We start from the raw sequence: 25,757 nt of genomic DNA, 5'->3' as shown, positions 1-25,757 counted from the left end.
GTCCGTGAGCATGTCCGCAGAAATCCGGCAATCCGCCAATGGCGATGATGCAGACTGTCCAGTTCCAGCGGCGGTCTCTCCAGATAAGGCACGGCGGCGCTTCTTCGGTAAATCCACCAATGACAAGGGTGTCGGTACGGCGGAAATCGCGAAGGCACCCGCGGTAGGAAGATCGGTCGCCCTGCTGCATGTCCTGCCGGCTCTGCTCTGGTTGCCCCAGGCGGGTTTGCTTGCATTTTCGGTCGGAAACATTGCCGACGGTGCGCCGATGACGGCGATCCTGCCGGCGGCCGTGGCTGTTCTCGTTCTCGGTCTCATCAAGGCATGGCTGGAAAAAGTTGCCGCGAGACTGTCGTTTCGCGCCGCGCGTGCCGCCCTTTCGCGGCGGCGGCTGCAAGCGCTTCATGCCATTGCGGAGGTGTCGCCGCTTGATCTGGCGCGTACGGCCTCCGGCGAGGCGGCAAGCGTCATCGCGGAGGCAGCCGAAGCGCTGGTACCTTATCTTTCCAGGTTCCAGCCTGCGCGGATGAAAGCTACCATTGTCCCCTTGGTTTTCGTGCTGGCAATCCTGCCATTTACCTGGATCGCGGCGCTTGTTCTGTTGCTTTCCATGCCCACTATACCGCTGTTCATGGCGCTGATCGGCTGGCAGGCGAAGACTGCCAGTGAAAAGCAGCTGGCCGAGACCGGCAACATGAATGCTTTCCTGCTCGATCGCCTGCGTGGCCTGGAAACGATCCGCGCACTGGAAGCCGTTGATCTGACCGCTGGACGCCTGCGCACGGACGCAGAGAACCTCAAGAAGCGGACGATGGCTGTCCTGCGGATCGCCTTTCTGTCCTCGGCGGTGCTGGAGCTTTTCGCTGCCCTCGGCGTTGCCATGACAGCCGTTTATATCGGTTTCCATCTGCTCGGTTTTCTCGATTTCGGCGCGTGGGGCGAGAAGCTGACACTTTCCGAGGGGCTGTTCATCCTGCTTCTGGCGCCTGCCTTTTTCGAACCGCTGCGGGAGTTGTCCGCCGTCTGGCACGACCGCGCAGCCGGCGAGGCGGCGCTGGGCGCGCTCGACACATTGACGCGGGCTGGCAAAGCCATCGTGGGTGGGGGTAAGGAGGTCGCAATGGCCCCTTTTCCGACGCCCGGTCTGGTGGAGTTGGCTAATCTCTCCTTCGCCTATCCGAATGCTCCGCCTGTCATTCGGAATCTAAATCTTACGGTCCAGTCAGGCGAGACAGTTGCGATTCTTGGGCCTTCCGGTTGTGGTAAATCCACTGTACTCTCCTTGATTGCCGGCTTGGCCGAGGCTGACGGCGGTACAATAGGGATCGGGGGCGTAACGCTTGGTCATGCGACGGCCGATGGACTGCGCAAGACAATCGGCTGGGTCAGCCAGAAGCCGTTCTTTTTTGCCGGTTCCCTGAAGGCGAATATTCGCTTTGGCCGCGCCGGTGTCAGCGAAGGCATGGTCGATGAGACGCTGCGCTGCACCGGGCTGGATGCATTGTCGAAAGCACGCCGGCATCTGCCTATAGGAGACGGCGGCTACGGTATTTCGGGCGGGGAGGCGGTGCGCCTCGCCATTGCGCGTGCTTTCGCCGATCCGGCGACGCAGCTTGTGCTGGTCGATGAACCGACAGCGCATCTTGACCGGGAGACGGCTGCGCTTGTCACCGAAAACCTGCTGCAACTCGCAAAAGGCAGGACATTGATCGTCGCAACCCATGATCCTGTGCTCGCCGCGCGCATGGACAGGGTCGTGAATATGACGACGATCCATTCGAGGGGGCAGTCATGATCGCGCGTTTTGCCATATTGAAACCTGTCATTTCCCTGTTCTGGTCGGCACGTCGCGGCATGCTGCTCGTTGGCGCGGTTCTGGCAGCAACCACGGTGCTGGCGGGTATAGGCCTTCTCGGCGTTTCCGGCTGGTTCATTACTGCGACCGCGATTGCCGGTCTGGTCCCTGCGACGGCCTATGCTTTCGACGTCTTTGCGCCATCGGCGGCCATCCGTCTGCTGGCGTTGTCACGCACCGCTGCCCGTTATGGCGAACGCATGACCACCCATGAGGCGACGCTGTCCGTGCTTGCAGCGCTTCGCGAAAAGCTGTTTCGTGGCTTTGCCGCACCGCAGGCGGCGAAACATCTGGAGGCGAGGCCCGCCCGCCTGCTGAACCGGCTGACTGCGGATATCGACGCGCTGGATTCGCTTTATCTGCGCGTGCTGGTACCCGCCGCCGTCGCAATCCTCGCCGCAATCGCAACAGGCATCGGTCTTGCCCTCCTCAATCCGCTTGCGGGCGTTCTGGCGGCCCTCTTCCTCATTGCGGCGGGTCTTGGCATTTCAGTGCGCTCGGCGTTGACGGCGGAAAAATTTGCGCGTCGCCGGGCAATCGGGCTTGAAGCGCTTCGTGCCCGCACGGCGGACTTGGTCAACGGGCAGGTGGAATTGCTCACGACTGCCCGTCTCTCCGCGCAGGTTGCGGCGATTGAACGGGCCGACAATTATCTGCTCGCCTGCGATGACCGCTTGAACCGGATCGAAACCAATGCCGGTTTCTCATTCGGCATGTCAGCGGCGGTTCTTTTGAGTGTGGCTCTCCTCGGCATGGCCTGGCTTGCGGAGCAGGGCGTTGTGACCGCGCCGACTGCCGCCCTCGGCCTGCTCGTCTGTTTCGCCGCGCTGGAGCCCTTCACGGCGCTGCGCCGTGGTGCAATGGAACTCGGGCGCACGCTTTTTTCGGCAAGACGCATTGCGCCGCGTCTTTCCGCCGAGGCAGCCGCCAACTGTCCGCGCGTGCCTGCCATGGGCCTGGTGGCTGAGCTTGATGGTGTGCGGCTGGAGCGGGATGGGAACGAAAACCCTGTCCTGACGAATATCAACCTTGCAATCGCCGCCGGAGAGACGATTGCGATTATCGGCCCGAGCGGTGCGGGCAAGACCAGCCTCATCCAGCTTCTGGCTGGTGAAGTGCTACCGGCGGCGGGCAGGGTCAGCGCTTTGCCTTGCTCGCTCATGACGCAGAGAAGCCAGCTTTTCCGAGACAGCATCGCTGATAATCTGAGGCTGGCAAAACCTGCCGCGACCGAGCGTGAACTGTGGGATGCCCTGCAATCGGCAGGCCTTGGCGAGCATGTCAAAACCCTCGCCGCAGGGCTGGATACGAGACTTGGCGAGGCGGGGCAGGGTCTCTCCGGCGGGCAGTCACGACGGCTCGCCCTTGCCCGTTTCCTTCTACGCGACAAACCACTCTGGCTTCTCGACGAGGTGACGGAAGGGCTGGACGGCGAAACCGCCCGTGACGTGCTCAGCCGGCTGTTTGCAAGGGCGGAAGGCAAGACTGTCGTGATGATAACCCACAATCGCCGTGAGGCGGAATTTGCCGATCGCATCATCGTGCTGAGAGAGGGGCGCCAACTTGATCAATGTCAAAGCGGCACCCCGGAATACGACGTAATGCTGCAAACATTGCGTCCGGACTGAGTGATTTTTTCAGGGCCGGCGCCGTTTCGTAACAGAAGGCCGGCCTTTCCTGAAAGGTGGGGTAAAAACATGGAACTCGACATCGTGGCGCTATCGCGCCTGCAATTCGCTGTTACCGCTTTATATCACTTTCTATTCGTTCCCCTGACGATCGGACTGTCCGTGGTGATCGCCATCATGGAAACGGTCTATGTCATGACCGGCCGCACCATCTGGCGGCAGATGACGAAATTCTGGGGTACATTGTTCGGCATCAACTTCGTGCTTGGTGTTTCCACCGGCATCGTCATGGAATTCCAGTTCGGCATGAACTGGAGTTATTACAGCCACTATGTCGGCGATATCTTCGGTGCGCCGCTGGCGATCGAAGGAATGATGGCTTTCTTTCTGGAAGCCACCTTCGTCGGTCTGTTCTTTTTCGGCTGGGACAAGCTGTCCAAGCTCGGCCATCTCATCGCAACTTGGTGCGTGGCGATCGGCTCGAACTTCTCGGCGTTGTGGATATTGATCGCCAATGGCTGGATGCAGAACCCGACGGGATCGGCTTTCAACCCCCAGACCATGCGCATGGAGGTGACGGATTTCTTCGCGGTGCTGATGAACCCGGTCGCCCAAGCGAAGTTCGTGCACACGGTTTCTGCGGGTTATGTCACTGCCTCCATCTTCGTGCTCGGCGTTTCCGCCTGGTACGTGCTGAAAGGCCGCCATGTCGATCTCGCCAAGCGGTCTATGACGGTTGCAGCTTCTTTCGGCCTGGCTGCTGCACTGTCGGTCGTCGTGCTGGGTGATGAAAGCGGTTATCTTTCGACCGAACACCAGAAGATGAAGCTCGCCTCGATCGAAGCCATGTGGGAAACGGAACCGGCACCCGCCCCCTTTACTGCCATCGGTTTTCCTGATCAGGAAGCCCGCGAGACGCATTTCGCCGTGAAAATTCCGTGGGTGATGGGCCTTATCGGCACGCGCTCGCTGGACACGGAAATCCCCGGCATCAACGATCTGGTGGAACTCGCAAAGACCCGCATCCGCGATGGCATCAAGGCCTATGATGCGCTGATGCAGATACGTGCCACCGGCAAGGGCGCGGAACTGCCCGAAGAGGTGCGTGGCACCTTTGCGGAACTCGGCCACGAGCTTGGTTACGCCCTGTTGCTGAAACGTTATGTCGACGATCCGCGCCAGGCGACGGAGGAGCAGATTGCCAAGGCCGCCGCCGATACCATCCCGCATGTGCCGACGCTGTTCTGGGCGTTCCGCATCATGGTCGGTCTTGGCATATTCTTCATCCTGTTGACGGCGACCTTCTTTTATCTCTCGGCACGGCGCCGGCTGGATCACTATCCGTTCTTGCTGAAGGTGGCCGTCTTCGCCATACCGCTGCCGTGGATTGCTGCGGAAATGGGCTGGGTGGTCGCGGAATTCGGCCGTCAGCCATGGATCATCGAAGGCGTGCTGCCGACGGCCGCCGCCGTCTCCAGCCTCAGCGCTTCAACGGTTCTGATTACGCTTCTCTGCTTCATCGCCATCTATACGGTGCTGTTCATCGTCGAAATGGGGCTGATGCTGAAGGCGATCCGCAAGGGGCCGGATCCGGATCACGAGCCGGAAGCGCCGCTCGTTCCTGAAAAACTCGTCGCTGCGGAGTAAACGATCATGATATTGCATCAACTCATTGACTACGAAGTCCTCCGCGTCATCTGGTGGCTGCTGCTTGGCGTGGTGCTGATCGGTTTTGCCGTGACCGGCGGTTTCGATCTTGGCACGGGCGCGCTGCTGCCTTTCGTTGCGAAAACGGATCTCGAGCGGCGTGTCGTCATCAATTCCATCGGCCCGGTATGGGAAGGCAATCAGGTCTGGCTCATCCTTGGCGGCGGCGCCATCTTCGCCGCGTGGCCGCCGCTTTATGCGGTGTCGTTTTCAGGTTTTTACCTGGCGATGTTCGCCACCCTGTTTGCGCTGATCCTGCGGCCGGTGGGGTTCAAATACCGCTCCAAGCGCGAGAGCACGACATGGCGCAGTACCTGGGATTGGGCGCTGTTTGTCGGGGGCTTTGTTCCCGCCCTGATTTTCGGTGTGGCGATCGGCAATGTGCTGCAGGGCGTACCCTTCCGCTTCAACGATGACCTCAGGATTTTTTACGACGGCACGACTTTGTTCGAGCTTCTCAACCCTTACGCAATCCTTTGCGGCCTCGTTTCTGTTTGCATGCTGGTGATGCATGGTGCGGCCTGGCTGGTGCTGAAGACCGAAGGGCCGGTCGCTGCGCGTGCCCGCAGTTTCGGCAGTATTGCAGCACTTGCCACCACAGTTCTCTTTGCGCTTGGTGGCGTATTGTTGTGGCTCGGTATCGACGGGTACCGCTTCACCTCGGAAGTCGTGACCGACGGTCCGTCCAATCCGTTGTCAAAGACGGTCGAGGTTGCAAGCGGCGTCTGGTTTGCGAATTACGCGGCCCATCCATGGATGATGCTGGCACCGGCGCTCGGTCTTGCCTTCCCGCTCGTCGCCTTCCTGTTGTTAAGGGGCGGGCGAGAGGTGCTGGCGCTGCTTTCCAGTTCGCTTGCCATATTCGGCATCATCTCGACGGTCGGTCTGACGATGTTTCCCTTCATCCTGCCCTCTTCGATCGATCCGAAATCGAGCCTTACGGTCTGGGACGCATCTTCGAGCCATATGACGCTGTTCATCATGCTGGTCGTCGCCCTCATCTTCATCCCCATCATCGTCGCTTACACCTCATGGGTCTATCGCGTGCTGTGGGGCAAGGTGGATGAAAAGGCGATCCGTGAAGACAGCGGCCACGCTTATTAATATCGAACAAATACAAGGAGATCGAACATGTGGTATTTCGCCTGGCTGCTCGGCCTGCCTCTCGCCGCCATTTTCGCCGTCATGAACGCCATGTGGTATGAGCTGATGGAAGAAAACGCCAGAAAGGCCGAGGCCAAGCCGGAAAAATAACGCTTCGGGGCACGGGGCAAAAAAGGGCGGCGTCCTATCTGGATGCCGCCCTTCTTGTAGAAATCGCCGCGATTGACACGCGCGGTTTCAGTGGATCGCGATGCCGCGCTTGTCCGCTTCTTCCTTGATGATGTCTTCAACCAGCGCTCTCTTGAGATTTGGGTTTCCCAGAAGATAGTCGTCGGCAATCTCGAAAATCGATTTCGGATTCTCGGTCCTGTGCAGGGTGTCGAGGTCCTGGCCGATCTGCTCTCGCAAGTTTGAATAGTCGTCCATCGCGGTTCTCCCGGTCACTGGTTCAATGCAGAAGTTCTGCCGGAACCTTGCCGCCGTTTTCAGACAGCTTCTTGATGACAGCCTTGTGCAGCCAGATGTTCATTGTGGCTGAGTCCGAGGTATCACCGGTATAGCCGAGTTCGCTTGCCAGTTCCTTGCGAGCGGTTAGGCTGCTGTCGAGATCGAGCGCTTTCAGAAGATCGACGATCGAATGTTTCCAGTCGAGTTTCTGCCCGTTCTGCTTGACCGCCGCGTCCAGAATGGATGCGACATCGACGCTGCCGGTGGATGCCGGAGCAGCGGCTGTCGGTGCGGGTGCTGCTGGCTGAGCCGGAGCGGCCGGGCTTGCGCCTGTCGTGGGCGCGCCAGCTGGCGCCGAAGTCTGCGGTGCCGCCTCTGCCTTGCCAAAAATCGCGTTCTTGATCTTGTCGAAAAAGCTCATTGTGTCCTCCCTCTATCGGCGAAATGCGCGCCCGATGGCAATGAGAATGCATGCGCCGATGAAACCGGCGATAAGGTATCCAATCCAGCCTCCGAGCGAAATGCCCACAAGCCCAAGCAGGAAATTGGCGACGATGGCGCCAACGATGCCGAGAATTATGTTCATGAAAAGACCCATGTTGCTTTTCATGAACTGTTCGGCAAGCCAACCGGCTACGCCGCCGATGATGATTGCTGCAATCCAGCCGATTTGTGCGTCTTCCATAACAGGCCTTTCCTTTGTGAGAGAGGTCCGCAGGCATATGGACAGGCTTCTGCGCGCACTGATCCCCCCGCCTCTTGACCCCAGGCAGGGAATTAACGGCCAATCGAGGATTTTGTTCCGGTCTCCTTGCTTTCGTCAGCTTTGGCTTTGGAAGTCCAGCCCGATATCCAGAACCGGCGCGCTGTGGGTCAGCCAGCCGACGGAGATGAGATCGATGCCGGTTGCTGCAATGGCTGCAGCGGTTTGAGGGGTGATGCGTCCGGAGGCCTCGGTGATGGCGCGGCCGGCGACGATCTGCACCGCCTCGCGCAGCTGTTCCGGCGGCATGTTGTCGAGTAGAACCGCATCGACTCCTTCCTCCATCGCTTCGCGCAATTGCAAGAGCGTATCGACCTCGACCTCGATCTTGACCAGATGTCCGACACCCGCCTTGGCGCTGCGGATAGCGTCACGCACGCCGCCGGCTACGGCGATGTGGTTGTCCTTGATGAGTACAGCATCATAAAGGGCAAAACGGTGGTTCATGCCGCCGCCGGCGCGCACGGCATATTTTTCCAGCGCCCTGAGGCCCGGCGTCGTTTTGCGGGTGCAGGCAACCGAGGCTCTGGTGCCGGAGATGGCGGCAGCAATTGTAGCGGTGACGGACGCGATGCCTGAGAGATGGCCGAGAAAATTAAGGGCGGTGCGCTCCGCCGTCAAAAGACCGCGCGAGGGACCCTCGATTGTCGCGATAATATCGCCCGGAGCGACCGCCGCGCCATCCTGCACCTGACGCCTCATCACGATTGTCGGGTCCACCAACTGGAAAGCCAGTTCTGCGGCATCAAGACCTGCGATGACACCCGGTTCACGCGCCGCCATGACGACGACTGAGCGATGATCGGCGGGGATGACTGCGGCGGACGTGATGTCGCCCGCCAGACCCAGGTCTTCCAGAAGGGCGTTGCGGACAAGCGGCTCCACGATAATGCGTGGCAGAGGGGTGAGGGTCATGTCAGGCGCTCCGCGCAATGCTGGAAGAAAAAAGATTGGACGATGAGAGGTCACAGGCAATGGCGATGACATCGGACAGGCAAAGCCTGCGCCTTGTGGCGGTCGCGTCCTTTTCCGGGAAATCGTTACGGAAATGGGCCCCGCGCGATTCTCTTCGCAAGGCGGCGAAGACGGCGATTGCGAGCCCGACGATGGCGGGATCGGATGCGGGGCCGTTCTGTTCGGCCAGTGGGAGAAGTTCGCTGATCGCGCTGATCAACCCCGCTTCATGTCTGGCGATGCCGAGATGGCGGGAGACGATGGGCCGGACGATAGAGGGGTCTGCTGCCGAAAGAACAGGCGTTGCGAATGGCGTGACAGCTGTCACCCGTTTTGATGCCGGTCGGGCGGCAATATCTTTTGCCGCACGCATGCCCATGGCAGCCGCCTCCAGCAAGGAATTGCTGGCCAGCCGATTGGCCCCGTGAAGACCGATGCAGGCGGTTTCGCCCGCAACCCATAGGCCCGGCACGGAACTACGGCCATTACCATCTGTGGCGACGCCACCCATGTGGTAGTGCACGGCGGGACGGACGGGCACGAGTTCGCGGGCGGGGTCTATGCCAGCCTCGCGGCATAGCAGGTCGATTGACGGGAAACGCGCCGAAAAACCGCTGCCGATCGCCTTGCGGGCATCGAGAAAGACTTTGCCGCCGCGCAGGATTTCCCGGTCGATGGCGCGGGCGACAATATCGCGGGAGGCAAGTTCTGCACCCGGAACGGTCGCCATGAAACGTTCGCCGCTTTCATTGAGAAGAACGGCACCTTCGCCCCGCACCGCCTCGCTGACCAGAGCCAGCGGCCGCCGGGGAGAGGAAAGCGCCGTTGGGTGGAACTGGACGAATTCCATATCAGTGAGGATGGCTCCGGCGCGCGCGGCGAGCATGATCCCCTGTCCGAAATTGCCGGTGGGATTGGTAGTGGCCTCATACAGCCCGCCGAGGCCACCGGTTGCAAGAATGACGTTTGTGGCCGGCAGAACAAAGCTGCCCTTTTGCCCGGCGCAGATGAGACCGGCTATGGCCCCGCCCTCTGTCAGCAGCCGGCGCACCTCCGCACCTTCCAGGACTGCGATGGACGGCGTGTTGAGAACGGCGGCTGCAAGAGCCCTCACAATGGCCGCACCCGAGCCGTCACCTTCGGCATGCAGGATGCGCCGGCGGCCATGGGCAGCTTCCAGCCCGAAAACGAGCCTGCCTTGTGCATCGCGATCGAAACGAACTCCGGCTCGTTCCAGGGCATCGATGACGGCGGGGGCGGTGGAGACGATATCCGCTGCCATAGCCGCGTCACAGAGGCCGTCGCCTGCGGCGAGCGTATCGGCAAGATGCAGTGCAGTGCTGTCGTCAGCGCCAAGGCTTGCAGCAATGCCGCCCTGCGCCCAGGCGCTGGACGTTTCGCCACCGAGCGCGCCGCGGGTCAGAAGCAGGACCGGTTGCGGTGCGAGCGTCAATGCTGCCATCAGGCCGGCAATACCGCTGCCGACGATGACCGTCCTGCCCGCATATTGCGACAGAGCGTCACTCATACCGCCAGCATCCTTTCCACCGCGCGGCGGGCGGCGACCGCAACAGCCGGATCGATTGTCACCTCGTGGCGGTTTTCTTCAAGCGCAGTGCGGATATTGCCGAGCGTGATGCGCTTCATGTGCGGGCAGAGGTTGCAGGGGCGGATGAATTCGACATCGGGATGATGCACGGCGACATTGTCGCTCATCGAGCATTCCGTCAAAAGCACCACGCGGGCCGGTCTTTCCCGGCCGACGTAGTCCGACATGACAGCGGTCGAGCCGGAAAAATCTGCGGCCTCGACGACATCGGGCGGACATTCGGGATGCGCGAGAACGGTGATGCCGGGATGGCTTTCGCGCAATTCCCTGATGTCGTCGGCGGTGAAAAGCTCATGCACCTCGCAATGGCCGCGCCATGCGATGAGTTCGACATTGGTCTCCCGCGCCACATTCTTCGCCAGATATTCGTCCGGCAGCATCAGCACGCGCGGCACGCCGAGCGATTCCACCACCTGGCGGGCATTGCCGGAGGTGCAGCATATGTCGGAAGCCGCCTTCACCGCCGCCGAGGTATTCACGTAGGTGACAACAGGAACGCCGGGATAGGCCTTGCGCAGAAGTGCGATGTCTTCGGGCGTGATGGAATCGGCGAGCGAGCAGCCGGCGGCCATATCCGGAATAAGCACGGTTTTTCCCGGATTGAGCAGCTTTGCCGTCTCGGCCATGAAATGCACGCCGGCGAGAACGATCACATCCGCTTCTACTTCCATTGCCTTGCGCGCAAGGGCGAGGCTATCGCCAACGATATCGGCAACGCCGTGGAAGATTTCCGGCGTCTGGTAATTATGGGCGAGGATGACGGCGTTGCGCCTGCGCTTCAGATCGAGGATCGCCTCCACATCATCCTGAAAACCCATCCATTCCGCCTTGGGAATAACGCGGCTGACGCGGTCGTAAAGGCTTGCGGCAGATATCTGTTCGTTCACGGCACTCTCCCATTTATACTCTATTTGAGTATATCTACGGCAAAGAGATATTCTCATTGTGAGCATATGTCAATTGCGGGAGAGTGGCAGTTTGGTTCCGGAAAGGGCGCGTTCATCCACAACGGTCTGGCGGAACCGGAAGAGCTTTGCAGGGCGTCCGCCGGTTTCGGTCGCCACATCGCCAGTTTCTTCCACCAGCTGCTGCTGTTCTATCAGCCGGCGGAAGTTCTGCTTGTGCAGCGTCAGACCGGCGAGCGCCTCCACCGCGCGCTGCAATTGCAGCAGGGTGAAAGCGTCGGCCATCAGTTCGAAAACTACAGGCCGGTACTTGATCTTCGCCCGGAGGCGCGCGATGCCGGTGGCAAGAATGCGGCGGTGATCGGCAAACATCGGTCTGCCGAAATTGATCCGAAGCTCACTCTGGGCTTCTTCGACCAGTCCGGCCTCATAGAGCAATTCGTAGCGTTGGAGGGTCAGTTCCTCGTTCCAGCCGCCGCCATCAAGGCCGAAGGTGAAGTCGGCCCGTAAATGGCGCTGGCCTTTGCAGGCAGGGTCGGAATCCGCCCAGCAGCGCAGCTTTTCGATGATGGTGTCCAGAACCGCCGGCCGGCCCTGCCGATGGTCTTCCCAGGGAAAATACTCGTACCAGCCATGCCAGAGAGGGCGGCCATTGCCGGGCGGCTCCTGTTCGCGAACCAGCCCGAGATAACCGATCGATATGGTTCTTCCGCCAAGAATGTCATTGTTGCGGTCCCGGTCGGCGAAGGTGTAGAGCTGTTCGAGATAGCCGACGGGATGATGTGTCTGTTCGTGTATCCACTCTCTCAACCCGCTCTGAAGCGTCCTGTGTCCGAATTCAAACGGCCCTGATGGAAGTGCCGCGCCCGCCCGCACGGTCATTACCCGCGGCTCGTCCGTGGTGATGGCGGTGACGACGGCGATGAGTTCGGCGTGGGCAAGCCCTATGGTCACGGCGGGTCCTCTGGTAGATGGCGTCAGTATCGACCTTCTTTGGCACAGGAATGCCTGTTCGCCAACAAGCGGGCGGGGAAACGCGGATGCCGCCGCGCATGTAAAACTTTACGTAGCGATCAGACAAAAGAATAAGTGCTTGTGGTTAGTCGCGTATCGTCCTTTATGTTAAGACCCGCGTCAAAAGCATCCATAATGTAGAAGGCCGATGTTAGAGGATATATATCTCGAAGAAACACTTGTGGGTTATTACACCTGGAACGTGGGGCAGAATCTGGTTTATCTGGATGCTGTGGCGGCTCGCCTGCGCGAATTTTCCGAAGAGAAAGCCGCCCGCGGCATTCCCGTGGAGGATTTCATAGATCAGATCGAAAGCGGCTCTCGCGCGCGCGTGGCCAAGGCGGTTTACAACTCGCTGACGAACGGCGTGTTCTATGATCAGCAATACCGCATTGAACTCAAATCCGGCGATTTTCGCTGGCTGCGGACAACGGGCAGGGTTATCCTTGATGGTGACCGCATTCCAATCATGGCGATGGGCACGGTGCGAGATATCACCTCGCGCAAGATTTTATTGATGTAATATTTATCGCGTTCGGTCTGTCTTGAAAAACGCCGATCTATTTCTTGTCGATTGTTTTGATGTTGCGGTGACATGGTTCGGCAGGTTTTCATTTTGCTGTTTCAGATCGTGCTGGTCACGGGGCTTGGTATAGCCGGCATCCGCATCGCCTCCCTCGTGAATGGCGAGGCGGCATATCCAGCGACTGGCCTCTCCGCAAACACGGAAACGCTGTGGACGACCTCTCCGGTCCGGGTCGATCCCCGCCATCAGAATTATGAGCGTATTCCGACCCCGCCCGATCCATACCCCCTGAAAATATACGCGGATCAGCGCTTGCGCGTTGCGTCCAACAATCGCTTCACCTTCAAAGGACAGGAGTTCCGCCTCGCCGGCGTGGAAGACATCGACCGCAACCGGGTTTGCGCCGGACCTGACGGCCGCCGTTATGCCTGCGGCCTGAACGCCTTCAAGGCGCTGGAGAACCGCCTGCGCGGCAAATATCTGGAATGCCGCATGCTGGAAGAAGGCGGCGGCGTTCCGTCGGTGGAATGCCGGATCAACGGGCAGGATGTGCGGGCGCTCTTGCAATAGTCAACGCGAAGAACAGACAATGCCGCACGAAAGCCCGTGCTGGACGATGGAAATTTGTATTTTAGAAGGTTTGGTGGAGCTAAGCGGGATCGAACCGCTGACCTCTTGCATGCCATGCAAGCGCTCTCCCAGCTGAGCTATAGCCCCATAAGGGTTCCGGCATTTCGTCCGGTTCCGGGAACCGAAGCGGCTGTTGTTCCGTTCGGTGGCGGCTTACTACTTCGGCTAATCGAAGAGTGCAAGCACAAAAAACAGCCCGGCTTCATTTTTTTGTCGCCGGGCTGGTTTATCCAATAAGATCAAGCTTCTTCGTCGTCGCCCGGTACGCCGATGATGCCGGACATGTCGTCGTCATCGTCGTCTTCGTCGGCTTCTAGGAAGGTGTCGTCGTCGTCGCCGATTTCCACGTCGTCGTCATCGTCGCCCAGGTCCGGGATATCGTCGCCGCTGTTGTCGCCGTCGGCGTCTTCCAGCGATACGAGTTCGACTTCCGTGTTTTCGGCATCGACTTCCGCGACTTCTTCTTCTTCAGCCTGCTCGAGCTTTGCCTGAGCGGTGCTTTCTTCAAAGAAAGAGAGCGGCCAGGACTTGCCGCTATAGGGAGAAACGACCGGGTCGCGGTTCAGATCGTAGAACTTCTTGCCGGTATCGGGGTCTGTGCGCTTGGTACCAAGGTCCGCTTTTGCCACTGTCTAAGCCTCAAATTGTCGAATGAGTTTCGGTGTGTACGCCGTAAAACCGGCATAGACGGTAAAATTTCTAGCCGGTCCCCTTAATCGTTGCGGTCTTTCGTGTCAAAGACAAACTTTGGAGGCCGCCCTCCCATGATGCGACTTGTATGTCAGGCTGCTCATAAAGATTGGAGGCCGACGCACTCTACTGTATTAATGATGGACGCACAGGCAGAAAGCTTCATGACCTTTACGATTGCCATAGATGGGCCAGCTGCGGCGGGCAAAGGGACCTTGTCACGCAAGATTGCGGAGACCTATGGTTTCCATCATCTCGACACCGGGCTGACCTACAGAGCCACGGCCAAGGCACTTCTTGACGCCGGCCTGCCGCTCGATGACGAGAACGTCGCTGAAAACGTGGCGCTGCAACTCGACCTTGCCGGCCTCGACCGCGCGGTGCTTTCAAGGCACGATATCGGCGAGGCGGCGTCCAGGATTGCGGTGATGACGCCGGTGAGGCGCGCGCTCGTGACAGCGCAGCAGCGGTTTGCGGCAAAGGAGCCGGGCACGGTTCTGGATGGCCGCGACATCGGCACGGTGGTGTGCCCGGAGGCGCCAGTGAAACTCTACGTCACCGCTTCGCCGGACGTGCGGGCACGCAGGCGTTATGATGAAATCGTCGCCAACGGCAGCGTTGCCGATTACGACGCCATTTTCGCCGAGGTGAAGAAACGCGACGAGCGCGACATGGGCCGAGCCGACAGCCCGTTGAAACCGGCTGAAGACGCGCACTTGCTAGATACGTCGGAAATGAGTATAGAGGCGGCGTTTCAGGCCGCGCGGATGATTATCGACGCCGCCCTGAAGAAACAGGTTTTTCGCGGAACCGCTTGAATCGGTCCGCGTTTAGTCCGGAATTGCCTGAAGACATGTCCTTGCGCCGGGAAGCCTTTTAAAAAGGCGGGCATGGGTTCGGGTATCAACAACGCTAGCCCACCGGCGCTTTTGTATTCGCTCTCGCGCGGATGCAATCAGGAGATTTCATGTCAGTATCTACCCCCACGCGCGAAGATTTCGCAGCGCTTCTCGAAGAATCCTTTGCCTCTAACGATCTTGCCGAAGGCTATGTTGCCAAGGGTATCGTAACGGCAATCGAGAAGGACGTTGCCATCGTCGACGTTGGCCTCAAGGTTGAAGGCCGCGTACCGTTGAAGGAATTCGGCGCGAAGTCCAAGGACGGCACGCTGAAGGTCGGCGACGAAGTCGAAGTTTACGTTGAGCGCATCGAAAACGCACTCGGCGAAGCCGTTCTGTCGCGCGAGAAGGCTCGCCGCGAAGAAAGCTGGGTCAAGCTCGAAGCCAAGTTCGAAGCTGGCGAGCGCGTCGAAGGCGTTATCTTCAACCAGGTCAAGGGTGGCTTCACCGTCGATCTGGACGGCGCCGTTGCCTTCCTTCCGCGTTCGCAGGTCGACATCCGTCCGATCCGCGACGTTACCCCGCTGATGCACAACCCGCAGCCCTTCGAAATCCTCAAGATGGACAAGCGTCGCGGCAACATCGTTGTCTCGCGCCGCACGGTTCTCGAAGAGTCCCGCGCCGAGCAGCGTTCTGAAATCGTTCAGAACCTCGAAGAAGGCCAGGTTGTTGACGGCGTCGTCAAGAACATCACCGATTACGGTGCGTTCGTTGACCTCGGCGGCATCGACGGCCTGCTGCACGTCACCGACATGGCATGGCGCCGCGTCAACCATCCTTCGGAAATCCTCAACATTGGCCAGCAGGTCAAGGTTCAGATCATCCGCATCAACCAGGAAACCCACCGTATCTCGCTCGGCATGAAGCAGCTCGAGTCCGATCCGTGGGATGGCATCTCCGCCAAGTACCCGGTTGGCAAGAAGATCTCCGGTACGGTCACGAACATCACCGACTACGGTGCATTCGTAGAGCTGGAGCCGGGCATCGAAGGCCTGATCCACATTTCCGAAATGTCCTGGACCAAGAAGAACGTACATCCCGGCAAGATCCTGTCCACGAGCCAGGAAGTTGACGTTGTCGTTCTTGAAGTCGATCCGTCCAAGCGCCGTATCTCGCTCGGCCTCAAGCAGACGCTGGAAAACCCGTGGCAGGCATTTGCCTTCAGCCATCCGGCCGGCACTGAAGTCGAAGGCGAAGTCAAGAACAAGACCGAATTCGGCCTGTTCATCGGCCTCGAAGGCGATGTCGACGGCATGGTTCACCTGTCGGATCTCGACTGGAACCGTCCGGGCGAACAGGTCATCGAAGAGTTCAACAAGGGTGACGTGGTCAAGGCCGTCGTTCTCGATGTTGACGTCGAGAAGGAACGCATCTCGCTCGGCATCAAGCAGCTCGGCAAGGATGCTGTCGGTGAAGCCGCAACGTCCGGCGACCTGCGCAAGAACGCAGTCGTTTCGTGCGAAGTCATCGCCGTTAACGACGGTGGCGTGGAAGTGAAGCTCGTCAACCACGAGGACATCACCTCCTTCATCCGCCGCAACGACCTCGCACGCGATCGTGACGATCAGCGTCCGGAGCGTTTCGCAGTTGGCCAGGTTTTCGACGCTCGCGTCGTCAACTTCTCGAAGAAGGACCGCAAGGTCATGCTTTCGATCAAGGCTCTGGAAATCGCTGAAGAGAAGGAAGCCGTCGCACAGTTCGGTTCGTCCGACTCTGGCGCTTCGCTCGGCGACATCCTCGGTGCGGCTCTGAAGAACCGCAGCGAATAATCGCTAGAGATCGTTTTATATAAAGAACCCGCCGGAATTTTCCGGCGGGTTTTTTGTTGGCTATAGTGTTCGTGGCACAGGCCAATGGGCGGCGCGGAATTCAGTGCATGCCACTCATCTTGAGGTAATAATTTTCCGCACTGTCGTCGAAAGCCGCTGTCCGCGGATTTTCCCCATCCCCAATCTCGTCATTGGCGGCCACCCTCTCTTCCATCTCGTCCTGACCGTCGGGATTTTCGCCCTCCGCCTCGCCATTCGCTTCATCCTCGGAAAATGGACCACGCCCGCGATGCGGCGTTTCCGATTCGTGGTCCTCTTCCGCCGGTGGGTATGCGACGAGCGGTAACGGCGTGCCGTCTTTTGCCAGAGCCGCAGCGATCAGCGATTGCGAAGCCGTTTGTTCCAGCATCGCCATTCTTGCTTCCGGGTCGAGAGCGGCGCGGGGCATGGGCTGGGCTTCTGGCCGGTTGGTAATCGTCTCCGTTTCCTCCCCGGTCGGGTGGATGGGCGTTGCGAGGGCAGTTTTTTCGGCAGGCTGCTCTTCGAGTGGTTGCGGTATGGCGCCCGGTGGCGTGGCGGAAAGCTGGGCAGCGGTGGTGGCCTTGGCGGGAAGTTTGCCGGCCAATGCAGCGAGGAGCAGGTTTTCCATATCCTTGGCGCCAGCCGTGGACTGGCCGGATGGTGGGTTCAAGGTAGTGCGGATTTCCCTCGGCTCCAGCTTCATCGTGTCCCGATGCTGAAGTGCAGGGCGCATCTCGGCGTTCTCAGCCCGTGGCGGATTTGCCGGGCGGGCATCTGTCGAAGCTTCTTTTGTTGTGCTGCTCGTTTGCGGCTGAGGCGAGCGTACGGTGCTTTCGGCGGCTTTCCCTTCCGGTTTTGCCGCATCGCGCGGAGAGTCGGACATGTCGGCAGGTGGGGCGGGAAGATTGGCCTGCGGGCCTTGCGGCGCTGCCTGCGCCGCAACCATGGCTTTTATTGCGGCGGCGCTTTGGGCAAGCGGGCCGATGAGCATAGGCAACAGCCGGCCGGGCGCGGCGGCGGTTGCCGGTTGTGCTGTTGTTGTGGTGGTCGTTGCCGGGTTTGGGCGGCCGTCAGCACTCTGGCTCGGGCCGTTCTGCTGTCTCGCTTGTACTGGCTGCGCGGTCACCGGATTGGCCGAGTTGTTCTGCTGATAAGAGGACACCACAGCCTTCGCCGCAAGATCCGTTCCCTTGTAGCGGGAAAGCTCGATCAGCAGCGCAAGCCTTGCGGCATCCGGCCCGGTTGGCTGTTTCAGGATTTCTGCCAGCATCGAAAGGCTCAACCCCTGCAGGACTTTGCTGACCTGTTGTTCCAGCGCCAGGCGCTGCGGTGCGGGCAGGGCGCGCAGCGCATCCGTCAGACGCATCACATAGGTTTGAATGGCTTCGCCATCGCGCCTTGGCAGGTTCATCAGCTTGCCAAGCGCCTCCGCCAGAACGGCGGTGCTGCGGGAAAGCTGATATTCGCTGGCGAGAGAGGTGACTGCGGCTTTGGCGAAAAGACTGCCGCCATTGTCGGGAGCAAGATTGCTTGCCTGCGGCTGCACGGCCTCCTTCGGCTCCCCGCGCTGCGTCTGCGAGGCTGCGGCTCCATAGGCGGCATCGGCTGCCGGAATTTTCGGTACAGGCGGTAACATGCTGCGCTCCGTTCCTATCGATTACCGCCGCTGGCTGCGAAAGGGCCAGTCCCTGGCTCTCTGATCCGCATTTGGCCTATGTTGAAAGATTGCCGCGCCGGTGATGTACAGGTGTCATCTCGCCCGCTCATGCGGGAGCGCCGTGTGCGTCGCTGGCAGGAATGCCAGCTCTTCGCGATACACACAGAATCATCAACCCTGAGTCTGGGCCGCAGATATTAAGAATTCGCTAACCATAAAAATCGTGTCGATATGGCAATCAGGGAGAGACGCTGATGAACATGCGGTAAAGCCCGTTATCGTCGGAATTGACCGATGAAATATGGTCCGGTTCGCTATCCGCTGCCTCAAAGGCTTCCGGCGGCATCGCGTCGAGCCAGCTTGCCTTGGGAAAACCTCTCTCGGGGCGATTTTCCACGGGGGCGATGAGGTTGTCTTCCTCGCTTGCGGCAACGAAATTGTCGTCATTCGGCGCCAGTGGCGGAGCGGCGATGGAGAGCAGCGCTTGCGCCGCATTTGGTTCGGCATCGAGGCCGGCGCTGCCGGATATGCCGGAAATTTGAGACATGTTTGAACTCACATCATGTTTCGCTCAGGTGACTATCGGTAGCGGCGAGATCATGCCGCCTTCTTCTTCAGCAGTGCATAAATTCCATTGTCGTCTATCGAGATCGGCAAAATGGCGTTGCGGTCGTTATCGATGACTGCCTGAGCATCAAGCAGTTTTTCGGCGTCGTCTTTCTGATCGGCTTCCGTCTTGGTTGCGGCGTCTGTCTCTGCGGGTTCGTTGTCATTTTCAGCCGGGGCCGTTTCGCTTGATGGCGTTGCCGCGAGCACGGAGATAAGGGCGATTTCCGATGAAATATCGACCGGGCCTTGCCCGTCAGTGCCTTGCGCTTTTTCTTCGGCGGCAGCGTCTATGTGTTCCTTCACGACGTCCTGAAGTTTTTGCACATCCTCCAGCTTGCCCTGTGCGTCTCGGGTCTGGATATCCTCTTCCCGCTCCGCCGCAACTTCGGCATCGTTGATTTCGCCCATGCGGTTTTTGCCGCGTTCGGCCTGCAATTCTTCCTTGGTTTTCGGATCGGCAACGTCTTCCAGGCGCTGGATGACCTTCATCGTTTCCCGTGTCATGAATTGGGTGCCCTGCGCCTGATCGTTCAGCGCATTCTTCACGGCGCGCGCCGCATCGCCAAATGGGTTTGCGATTGCGGCGATCATCTGCTGCGCGGAAATACCAAGTTCCTTGAGGCCAGTCGATTCTTCGAGATCATTGACATTTTTGGGTGCGGTGGCGCGCACTGCCATGATTGCTTTCGACATCTGCACGCCGAAATCTTCTTCCTTGCCGCTCAGGCCGGCATTTTGGGCAATGCGTGCGGCAAGTGCTGCCATGGGCGCGGTCTTGGCAGTTACGCCGTTATTCAGGACTTCCACGACCTGCGCTTCCGAAACGCCGAAGGATTTCAGCGAAATCGTCGTGGCTTTTCCTGCCGCATCGGTTTTTTCAAAGCCGTCGGTCAGGGTCAGCGCGTCCTGAAGCCTTTGCGCGAAAGCCGCGTTCGATTCATCGTTTTCCTGGGTGATGCCAAGCGCAGACGAGAAACGGGAGACAAGCGAGGCGAAGGCATCGCCATCAGGCTTCATGGCGCCGAACAGATAGGCGCTTATCTTTTCATTGGCAACTTTATGGCTTTGGTCCGGCTGCGGCTGGGTCTTTATCGTCTCGTCTTTTTTGGTGCCGTTCGCTTTTTCCTGCTCTTCGCGATGGCGCTCCTCAATGGTTTCCACCATCGACCGCATGAGGTCGCTGACTGCAATGCTTGCCGTCTGCTGCAACGGTGTAATCATCTGGAAGTCCCCGGCCACCCAAAGTTGCGGCCGAGAATAGGCAGTTTCGGTAAATCAGTCCTTAAACGAAGCGTGAAACCGCTCAGCTATGGGCGAAGATATCCGTTTCGTCCCAGCCCAGAAGATCGAGCTTGGCACGGGTCGGCAGAAACGCGAAACAGGCATCGGCATGATCGAGGCGACCATCACGCACGAGGCGGTGTGTCAGCTTGTCGCGCAGCGCATGCAAATGCAGCACATCGGATGCAGCATATTCGAGCTGTGCGGGTGACAGTTTTTCTGCTGCCCAGTCGGACGATTGCTGCGCCTTGGAGATGTCGACTTCAAGCATTTCCTTCAGATTGTCCTTCAGCCCGTGCCGGTCGGTATAGGTGCGGGTCAGGCGGGAGGCGATCTTGGTGCAGAAAACCGGCGTCGTCGTCACACCGAACGTGTGGAACAGAACGGCGATATCGAAACGGCCATAGTGAAAAATCTTCTGCCGGGCAGGGTCTGCAAGCATATGGGTGAGGTTTGGAGCCTCCTTCTGGCCGGCGGCGATGCGGATGACATCCGCCGTACCGTCTCCAGGAGAAAGCTGAACGACACAGAGACGGTCGCGGCGTGGCACCAGCCCCAGTGTTTCCGTATCGATTGCGATGGCGCCAAGGTAGCGTGCGGCATCTACGGCGGAAATATCGCCTTCGTGATAACGGATGGTTGCTGCCATTGTCTTGCTCCGGGAATGTCCAGTTCGTTGCTCCGGCTATAACGGAAAGACAGGTTTGACGATACCGTTTTGTAGGTCGCTCCGACGCGCCTTAGCGCATGTCCGCTTGGTACTTGCGTTTGCGAAAGTCTCCGGGTTAGGTTTGCGAAAATCCTGTTTCTCCAAATTGTATGAAATTTCCTATGACAAAGAAAATCTATCTCGCCGGGCCGGAGGTCTTCCTCCCGAATGCCCGTGAAATGCTCGACCTCAAGGCCTCGCTTGCACGCGAGGCCGGGTTTACGCCGCTTTCGCCGGGCGATTTGGAAATTCCGCCCGCGGACACGAAAATCGGCCACGGCTGCAACATCAATGCCATAGACGAGCGGATGATGCTGGAAGCGGATGCGGTTATCGCCAATCTCACGCCGTTTCGCGGCATCGCCGCCGATACGGGAACGAGCTACGAACTGGGGTTCATGTGCGCGCTAGGCAAGCCGGTTTTCGCCTACACCAATGTCGCGGCCAATCACTTCACCCGCATCAAGGCGCAATATAACGGTGTTGCCGCAATCGATGAAACAGGGCGCTATCGCGGCCCGGACGGTTTGTCGATCGAGAATTTCGACATGGTCGACAATCTCATGCTGCACGGCGGAATTTTGCGGCGTGGCGGCGTCGTCATCGTTGGCAACGCCACGGCAGAGGCCCTTTATACGGATCTCGAGGCGTATAAGCGCTGTCTGGCGGCCGCCGCTGAAAAATTACTGACACAGACTGATCCCGACAGAACGAATTTAGTGGAGACATCATCATGAGCGGTACCATCCTCATCACCGGCGCCACGTCCGGCTTCGGACAGGCCACGGCGCGGCGTTTCGTCAAGGAAGGCTGGAAGGTCATCGGCACAGGTCGGCGGGCGGAACGGCTGGAGGCGCTGGCTCAAGAACTCGGCTCCGCCTTTCACGGCGCTGCCTTCGATGTTACCGACGAAGATGCCACTAAAAAGGCACTTGCGGCTTTGCCGGAAGGTTTCCGGGACATCGATATTCTCGTCAACAATGCGGGGCTTGCGCTCGGCACCGCACCTGCACCGCAGGTGCCGCTGAAAGACTGGCAGACCATGGTGAACACCAACATCACCGGTCTTTTGAACATCACCCACCATCTTTTGCCCACGTTGATCGACCGCAAGGGCATTGTCATCAACCTTTCCTCGGTAGCTGCGCACTGGCCCTATGCGGGCGGCAATGTCTATGCCGGAACGAAAGCCTTCCTGCGGCAATTCTCGCTCGGTCTGCGCTCCGACCTGCATGGCAAGGGCGTGCGCGTCACCTCGATCGAACCGGGCATGTGCGAAACGGAATTCACGCTTGTTCGCACCGGCGGCAATCAGGATGCCTCGGACAATCTTTACAAGGGCGTCAATCCGATCACGGCCGAGGATATCGCCAATACGATCCATTGGGTCGCCTCGCAGCCCAAACATATCAACATCAACAGCCTCGAACTCATGCCGGTCAACCAGTCCTTTGCCGGTTTCCAAGTGCATCGGGAAAGTTGATTTTCAACGTCTTCTGCGGGAGTGCTAAAAAACAAAGCAGGAATTTCCGAGCTATGCAAAAATGCAATGCTGCATTGCGAGACTTGCTCTGTTAAAAATCGCGGATACCGCTATATTCAAAACATCGAAGCGACGCACTCCTCCTCCCAGTGTCGCTCGATGCGGATCGGTGGTACTCCTCCTCCCAATCACCGATCAAGTTTGAAGCCTGCCGCACCTCCTCCCGCGGCAGGCTTTTTCCTTTTCTGGGCTTCTTTTTCCAATGCATCTTGCGGTGAGGTTTCTGCGCGCCGTCTGCGCCCGGATGACCGATACCCCGCTTTTCCCCTTAAGTTTTCGGGGGATTTCTGATTTTCCCGTCAAGGCGATGATTGTCGAAATCGGGCGCGTGTCGATCACGATTTCGTTATGTCTAGATGAATATGCACAGTTTTGTGGCGGTGCATCGTCCTGGCCCATTGCTTAGGCCCCGGCCTGTGTTTAAGCATTGGCAAAAGAACGCTTGGGAGTTGCCGACACGCTTGTGTCTGTGCGCCTGAAAGCGGCGGGGAGAGAATGGCAGACTTTCAAGAGGCGCTGAAGCGGTTTCAGCCGATCGCGGTTTCATCGATCGCTGAAGACGAGCTCGGGTTGCGGTTGCGCGGCCTGCAAGCGCAGCTAATCCAGCAAAATATCAAGGCGGTCTGGCTCGATGCATCATCGTCGCTGACCTATTATACTGGCCTGTCGCTTGGTCTTTCGGAGCGCATTCACGGCGCCCTGGTGCCGGCAGAAGGCAAGCCGGTCTATGTCAGTCCGGCATTTGAGGAGCCGAAACTACGGACGATGATCCGTATCGAGGGCGAAGTTGCCGTCTGGGAAGAGGATGAAAGTCCTTTTGACCTGATGGCAAAGCGCATCGAAGCGCTCGGCTGTCCCGGCCACCTTGTCGCGATCGATCCTGCCACTCCTTTCGTTTTCGCATCGGCCCTGATGCAGCGTCTGGAAGGCCGCATCATTTCCGCCCAGCCGATGATTGTCGCACAGCGGCAGGTCAAATCCGCAGCCGAGATTGCCATCATCCAGGCGGCGATGGATGCGAGCTACGGCGTGCAGAAGGCCGTGTTCGAGGGGCTGCGTCCCGGCATATCCACCACGGAAGTGGCCGACTTCGTTAACGCCGCACATGTTGCGCTTGGCATGAAGCCGCTTTTCGTGGCGGTTCAGTTCGGCGAGGCGACGGCTTATCCGCATGGCGTGCCCTATGCGCAGACGCTTGTTGACGGCGACATGGTGCTGGTCGATCTCGGCGGCATCCTTCATGGCTATCGTTCGGATATCACCCGCACCTATGTGTTCGGCCAGCCGACGGAACGGCAGCGTTTTCTCTGGAACGCCGAGCGGGACGCGCAGGCTGCTGCCTTTGACGCGGCCCGGGTCGGGGCTGCCTGCTCGGACGTGGACAAGGCCGCGCGCGACAGCCTGAAAGCGGCCGGTTTTGGGCCGGATTATCAGGTTCCGGGTCTACCGCATCGCACCGGCCATGGGCTTGGGCTGGATATTCACGAAGAACCCTATATCGTTGCAGGAAATGCCACGGCACTTCAGCCGGGAATGTGCTTTTCCATCGAGCCGATGCTGTGCGTTTATGGGGAATGCGGCGTCCGTCTCGAGGATATAGCTTATATGACGGAGGCGGGACCACGCTGGTTCTGCCCGCCGGAAAAGAACCTCGACCGGCTGTTCCAGCCGGTCGCCGGGTAATTGGTCGGGAGGCACAGGACCGAACGGCGACACGGGGCTCCGCGTCGTCGCTGACCAGGACAGGTAGGCCCCTTAAAACGGGGTCGCATAAACTCAGAAAAAGAGGGAAAGGACCACCAGATGAAAACGCTGACCCGCAGTTTGCTTATAGCCTCTGCGCTTGCGATGGCTTCCGCCGTGCCCGCCATGGCGAAGACCTTCGTTTATTGCTCCGAGGCATCTCCGGAAGGCTTCGATCCTTCGCCTTACACTGCCGGCGGCACCTTCGATGCCTCCGCGCATCCGGTCTACAACCGTCTGACCGAGTTCAAGAAGGGCACGACCGAAGTTGAGCCAGGCCTTGCCGAAAAGTGGGAAGTTTCGAGCGATGGCCTCGAATACACGTTCCACCTGCGCAAGGGCGTAAAGTGGCACTCCAACGAGAAGTTCACGCCAAGCCGCGATTTCAACGCCGATGACGTGATCTTCAGCTACAACCGCCAGGGTGACACAAAGAACCCGTGGAACCAGTATATCGCAGGCATCACCTACGAATATTACAACTCCATGGAAATGCCGTCGCTGATCAAGGAAATCGTCAAGGTTGACGATTACACCGTGAAGTTCGTGCTGACCCGTCCTGAAGCACCGTTCCTTGCCAATATCGCGATGCCTTTCGCTTCGATCGTTTCGAAGGAATATGCTGATACGCTTGATAAGGCCGGCACCAAGGAAGACTTCAACAACCTGCCGATCGGCACCGGCCCGTTCAAGTTCGTCGCCTATCAGAAGGACGCGGTCATCCGCTACCAGAAGAACGCCGACTACTGGGGCGAAGCTCCGAAGATCGACGATCTGATCTTCGCGATCACGCCGGACGCTGCCGTTCGTCTGCAGAAGCTGAAGGCTGGCGAATGCCACCTTATGCCTTATCCGGCCCCGGCCGACCTCGCCACCATCCGTGCCGACTCCAACCTCAAGCTCGATGAACAGCCGGGCCTGAACGTTGCCTACTTCGCCTACAACACCACCGTTGCACCTTTCGACAAGCCGGAAGTCCGCAAGGCGCTGAACATGGCGATGAACAAGCAGGCGATCATCGACGCCGTATTCCAGGGCGCCGGCACGGTTGCCAAGAACCCGATCCCGCCGACGATGTGGTCCTACAACGACAGCATCAAGGACGATCCTTACGATCCGGAAGCTGCCAAGAAGGCTCTCGAAGCCGCTGGCGTCAAGGATCTGACAATGAAGATCTGGGCGATGCCGGTTCAGCGTCCATACATGCCGAATGCCCGCCGCACCGCCGAGCTGATCCAGTCGGATTTCGCGAAGGTTGGCGTCAAGGCCGAGATCGTCTCCTTCGAATGGGGTGAATACCTCAAGAAGTCGACTGAAGTGAACCGCGACGGTGCCGTCATCCTCGGCTGGACCGGCGACAATGGTGACCCTGATAACTTCATGGGCGTTCTGCTTTCCTGCGCTGCAACCGGCGAAGGCGGTGCAAACCGTGCTCAGTGGTGCAACAAGGAGTTCTCCGAACTGCTTTCCAAGGCAAAGCAGACCACTGACGTTGCCGAGCGCACCAAGCTTTATGAGCAGGCGCAGGTGATCTTCAAGGAACAGGCTCCGTGGGCGACGCTTGCGCACTCCACGCAGTTCGTTCCGATGTCCGCCAAGGTTTCCGGCTTCACCATGAGCCCGCTTGGCGACTTCACCTTCGAATCCGTCGATATCGCTGAGTAATCCCAAACAACAGGACGCGCGGAAGAACT

The 25,757-nt window shown here is 59.2% G+C and carries 25 protein-coding genes and 1 tRNA gene; 13 read left to right on the top strand and 13 right to left on the bottom strand.

Going from position 1 to position 25,757, the window contains the following annotated elements; all coding sequences use genetic code 11:
* Positions 1 to 10 precede the first annotated feature (10 nt).
* The 5 genes from cydD to cydX all read left to right on the top strand — a co-directional run bounded on the left by cydD (position 11) and on the right by cydX (position 6,444).
* The gene (gene cydD, locus ACZ5A6_RS22700) at positions 11 to 1,795 is read left to right on the top strand and encodes a thiol reductant ABC exporter subunit CydD (RefSeq protein WP_112154387.1); all 1,785 of its coding nucleotides are present in this window, start codon (positions 11 to 13) and stop codon (positions 1,793 to 1,795) included.
* Positions 1,792 to 3,483 carry a thiol reductant ABC exporter subunit CydC gene (gene cydC / locus ACZ5A6_RS22695; RefSeq protein WP_112290769.1) on the top strand — a complete coding sequence of 564 codons (1,692 nt, stop codon included), beginning with the start codon at positions 1,792 to 1,794 and terminating at the stop codon, positions 3,481 to 3,483. The genes cydD and cydC overlap by 4 nt, the downstream gene beginning before the upstream one ends.
* Positions 3,484 to 3,552: 69 nt before the next feature.
* Positions 3,553 to 5,130 carry a cytochrome ubiquinol oxidase subunit I gene (locus ACZ5A6_RS22690; protein ID WP_004431849.1) on the top strand — a complete coding sequence of 526 codons (1,578 nt, stop codon included), beginning with the start codon at positions 3,553 to 3,555 and terminating at the stop codon, positions 5,128 to 5,130.
* A gap of 6 nt (positions 5,131 to 5,136) precedes the next feature.
* On the top strand, positions 5,137 to 6,294 hold the full coding sequence (gene cydB, locus ACZ5A6_RS22685) for a cytochrome d ubiquinol oxidase subunit II (RefSeq protein WP_025595220.1): 1,158 nt from the start codon (positions 5,137 to 5,139) through the stop codon (positions 6,292 to 6,294).
* Between the two features lie 27 nt (positions 6,295 to 6,321).
* On the top strand, positions 6,322 to 6,444 hold the full coding sequence (gene cydX, locus ACZ5A6_RS22680) for a cytochrome bd-I oxidase subunit CydX (protein WP_003498405.1): 123 nt from the start codon (positions 6,322 to 6,324) through the stop codon (positions 6,442 to 6,444).
* Positions 6,445 to 6,531: 87 nt separating this feature from the next.
* Here cydX and ACZ5A6_RS22675 read toward each other — a convergent pair whose 3' ends face one another.
* From ACZ5A6_RS22675 to ACZ5A6_RS22645, 7 genes are all read right to left on the bottom strand, one after another.
* Positions 6,532 to 6,720, bottom strand: a complete 189-nt coding sequence (locus ACZ5A6_RS22675; RefSeq protein ID WP_004431853.1) for a hypothetical protein — start codon at positions 6,718 to 6,720, stop codon at positions 6,532 to 6,534.
* Between the two features lie 22 nt (positions 6,721 to 6,742).
* Entirely contained in the window at positions 6,743 to 7,162 is a 420-nt protein-coding gene (locus ACZ5A6_RS22670) for a DUF3597 domain-containing protein (protein WP_004431862.1), read from the bottom strand.
* A 12-nt stretch (positions 7,163 to 7,174) separates the two neighbouring features.
* On the bottom strand, positions 7,175 to 7,426 hold the full coding sequence (locus ACZ5A6_RS22665) for a GlsB/YeaQ/YmgE family stress response membrane protein (RefSeq protein ID WP_004431872.1): 252 nt from the start codon (positions 7,424 to 7,426) through the stop codon (positions 7,175 to 7,177).
* A gap of 135 nt (positions 7,427 to 7,561) precedes the next feature.
* On the bottom strand, positions 7,562 to 8,419 hold the full coding sequence (gene nadC, locus ACZ5A6_RS22660) for a carboxylating nicotinate-nucleotide diphosphorylase (protein WP_038494650.1): 858 nt from the start codon (positions 8,417 to 8,419) through the stop codon (positions 7,562 to 7,564).
* Between the two features lies 1 nt (position 8,420).
* Positions 8,421 to 9,986 carry an L-aspartate oxidase gene (locus ACZ5A6_RS22655; RefSeq protein WP_112290772.1) on the bottom strand — a complete coding sequence of 522 codons (1,566 nt, stop codon included), beginning with the start codon at positions 9,984 to 9,986 and terminating at the stop codon, positions 8,421 to 8,423.
* The gene (nadA, locus tag ACZ5A6_RS22650) at positions 9,983 to 10,954 is read right to left on the bottom strand and encodes a quinolinate synthase NadA (protein WP_013762087.1); all 972 of its coding nucleotides are present in this window, start codon (positions 10,952 to 10,954) and stop codon (positions 9,983 to 9,985) included. The genes ACZ5A6_RS22655 and nadA overlap by 4 nt, the downstream gene beginning before the upstream one ends.
* A 69-nt stretch (positions 10,955 to 11,023) precedes the next feature.
* On the bottom strand, positions 11,024 to 11,926 hold the full coding sequence (locus ACZ5A6_RS22645) for an NUDIX hydrolase (protein ID WP_112290774.1): 903 nt from the start codon (positions 11,924 to 11,926) through the stop codon (positions 11,024 to 11,026).
* A gap of 208 nt (positions 11,927 to 12,134) precedes the next feature.
* Between ACZ5A6_RS22645 and ACZ5A6_RS22640 the strand changes: the two genes are divergently transcribed.
* Both ACZ5A6_RS22640 and ACZ5A6_RS22635 read left to right on the top strand, forming a co-directional pair.
* On the top strand, positions 12,135 to 12,509 hold the full coding sequence (locus ACZ5A6_RS22640; RefSeq protein ID WP_004431894.1) for a PAS domain-containing protein: 375 nt from the start codon (positions 12,135 to 12,137) through the stop codon (positions 12,507 to 12,509).
* A 72-nt stretch (positions 12,510 to 12,581) separates the two neighbouring features.
* Complete coding sequence (locus ACZ5A6_RS22635; protein ID WP_112290776.1) at positions 12,582 to 13,082, top strand: thermonuclease family protein; 501 nt, start codon at positions 12,582 to 12,584, stop codon at positions 13,080 to 13,082.
* Between the two features lie 71 nt (positions 13,083 to 13,153).
* Here ACZ5A6_RS22635 and ACZ5A6_RS22630 read toward each other — a convergent pair.
* Both ACZ5A6_RS22630 and ACZ5A6_RS22625 read right to left on the bottom strand, forming a co-directional pair.
* Positions 13,154 to 13,229, bottom strand: a tRNA-Ala gene (locus ACZ5A6_RS22630).
* A 152-nt stretch (positions 13,230 to 13,381) separates the two neighbouring features.
* Entirely contained in the window at positions 13,382 to 13,771 is a 390-nt protein-coding gene (locus ACZ5A6_RS22625) for a TIGR02300 family protein (protein ID WP_004431900.1), read from the bottom strand.
* A 198-nt stretch (positions 13,772 to 13,969) separates the two neighbouring features.
* Here ACZ5A6_RS22625 and cmk point away from each other — a divergent pair, with 198 nt between their 5' ends.
* The gene (gene cmk, locus ACZ5A6_RS22620) at positions 13,970 to 14,650 is read left to right on the top strand and encodes a (d)CMP kinase (RefSeq protein WP_162696523.1); all 681 of its coding nucleotides are present in this window, start codon (positions 13,970 to 13,972) and stop codon (positions 14,648 to 14,650) included.
* Positions 14,651 to 14,799: 149 nt separating this feature from the next.
* The gene (rpsA, locus tag ACZ5A6_RS22615) at positions 14,800 to 16,500 is read left to right on the top strand and encodes a 30S ribosomal protein S1 (protein ID WP_004431908.1); all 1,701 of its coding nucleotides are present in this window, start codon (positions 14,800 to 14,802) and stop codon (positions 16,498 to 16,500) included.
* A gap of 100 nt (positions 16,501 to 16,600) precedes the next feature.
* On the opposite strand, the gene ACZ5A6_RS22610 is transcribed toward rpsA, so the two are convergent.
* The 4 genes from ACZ5A6_RS22610 to ACZ5A6_RS22595 form a co-directional block, all read right to left on the bottom strand.
* Positions 16,601 to 18,157 (bottom strand): hypothetical protein, encoded by a 1,557-nt coding sequence (locus ACZ5A6_RS22610; protein ID WP_112290779.1) that lies wholly within the window; start codon positions 18,155 to 18,157, stop codon positions 16,601 to 16,603.
* 259 nt (positions 18,158 to 18,416) lie between these two features.
* The gene (locus ACZ5A6_RS22605; protein WP_004431913.1) at positions 18,417 to 18,725 is read right to left on the bottom strand and encodes a hypothetical protein; all 309 of its coding nucleotides are present in this window, start codon (positions 18,723 to 18,725) and stop codon (positions 18,417 to 18,419) included.
* 50 nt (positions 18,726 to 18,775) lie between these two features.
* Positions 18,776 to 20,008, bottom strand: a complete 1,233-nt coding sequence (locus tag ACZ5A6_RS22600; RefSeq protein WP_112290780.1) for a hypothetical protein — start codon at positions 20,006 to 20,008, stop codon at positions 18,776 to 18,778.
* Between the two features lie 82 nt (positions 20,009 to 20,090).
* Positions 20,091 to 20,717 (bottom strand): ribonuclease D, encoded by a 627-nt coding sequence (locus ACZ5A6_RS22595; RefSeq protein WP_112290783.1) that lies wholly within the window; start codon positions 20,715 to 20,717, stop codon positions 20,091 to 20,093.
* Between the two features lie 182 nt (positions 20,718 to 20,899).
* Between ACZ5A6_RS22595 and ACZ5A6_RS22590 the strand changes: the two genes are divergently transcribed.
* The 4 genes from ACZ5A6_RS22590 (at position 20,900) to ACZ5A6_RS22575 (ending at position 25,728) form a co-directional block, all read left to right on the top strand.
* On the top strand, positions 20,900 to 21,514 hold the full coding sequence (locus ACZ5A6_RS22590) for a nucleoside 2-deoxyribosyltransferase (protein ID WP_041694659.1): 615 nt from the start codon (positions 20,900 to 20,902) through the stop codon (positions 21,512 to 21,514).
* Positions 21,511 to 22,260 carry an SDR family oxidoreductase gene (locus tag ACZ5A6_RS22585; RefSeq protein WP_004431929.1) on the top strand — a complete coding sequence of 250 codons (750 nt, stop codon included), beginning with the start codon at positions 21,511 to 21,513 and terminating at the stop codon, positions 22,258 to 22,260. The genes ACZ5A6_RS22590 and ACZ5A6_RS22585 overlap by 4 nt, the downstream gene beginning before the upstream one ends.
* A gap of 555 nt (positions 22,261 to 22,815) precedes the next feature.
* Positions 22,816 to 24,003, top strand: a complete 1,188-nt coding sequence (locus ACZ5A6_RS22580) for a M24 family metallopeptidase (protein WP_038494675.1) — start codon at positions 22,816 to 22,818, stop codon at positions 24,001 to 24,003.
* A gap of 120 nt (positions 24,004 to 24,123) precedes the next feature.
* Positions 24,124 to 25,728 (top strand): ABC transporter substrate-binding protein, encoded by a 1,605-nt coding sequence (locus ACZ5A6_RS22575; protein ID WP_004431933.1) that lies wholly within the window; start codon positions 24,124 to 24,126, stop codon positions 25,726 to 25,728.
* Positions 25,729 to 25,757: the final 29 nt, after the last annotated feature.

Source organism: Agrobacterium sp. 6Ca8, assembly GCF_055382765.1.
The sequence above is the reverse complement of the archived record's forward strand: the minus strand, read 5'-3'. Positions and strand labels throughout refer to the sequence as shown.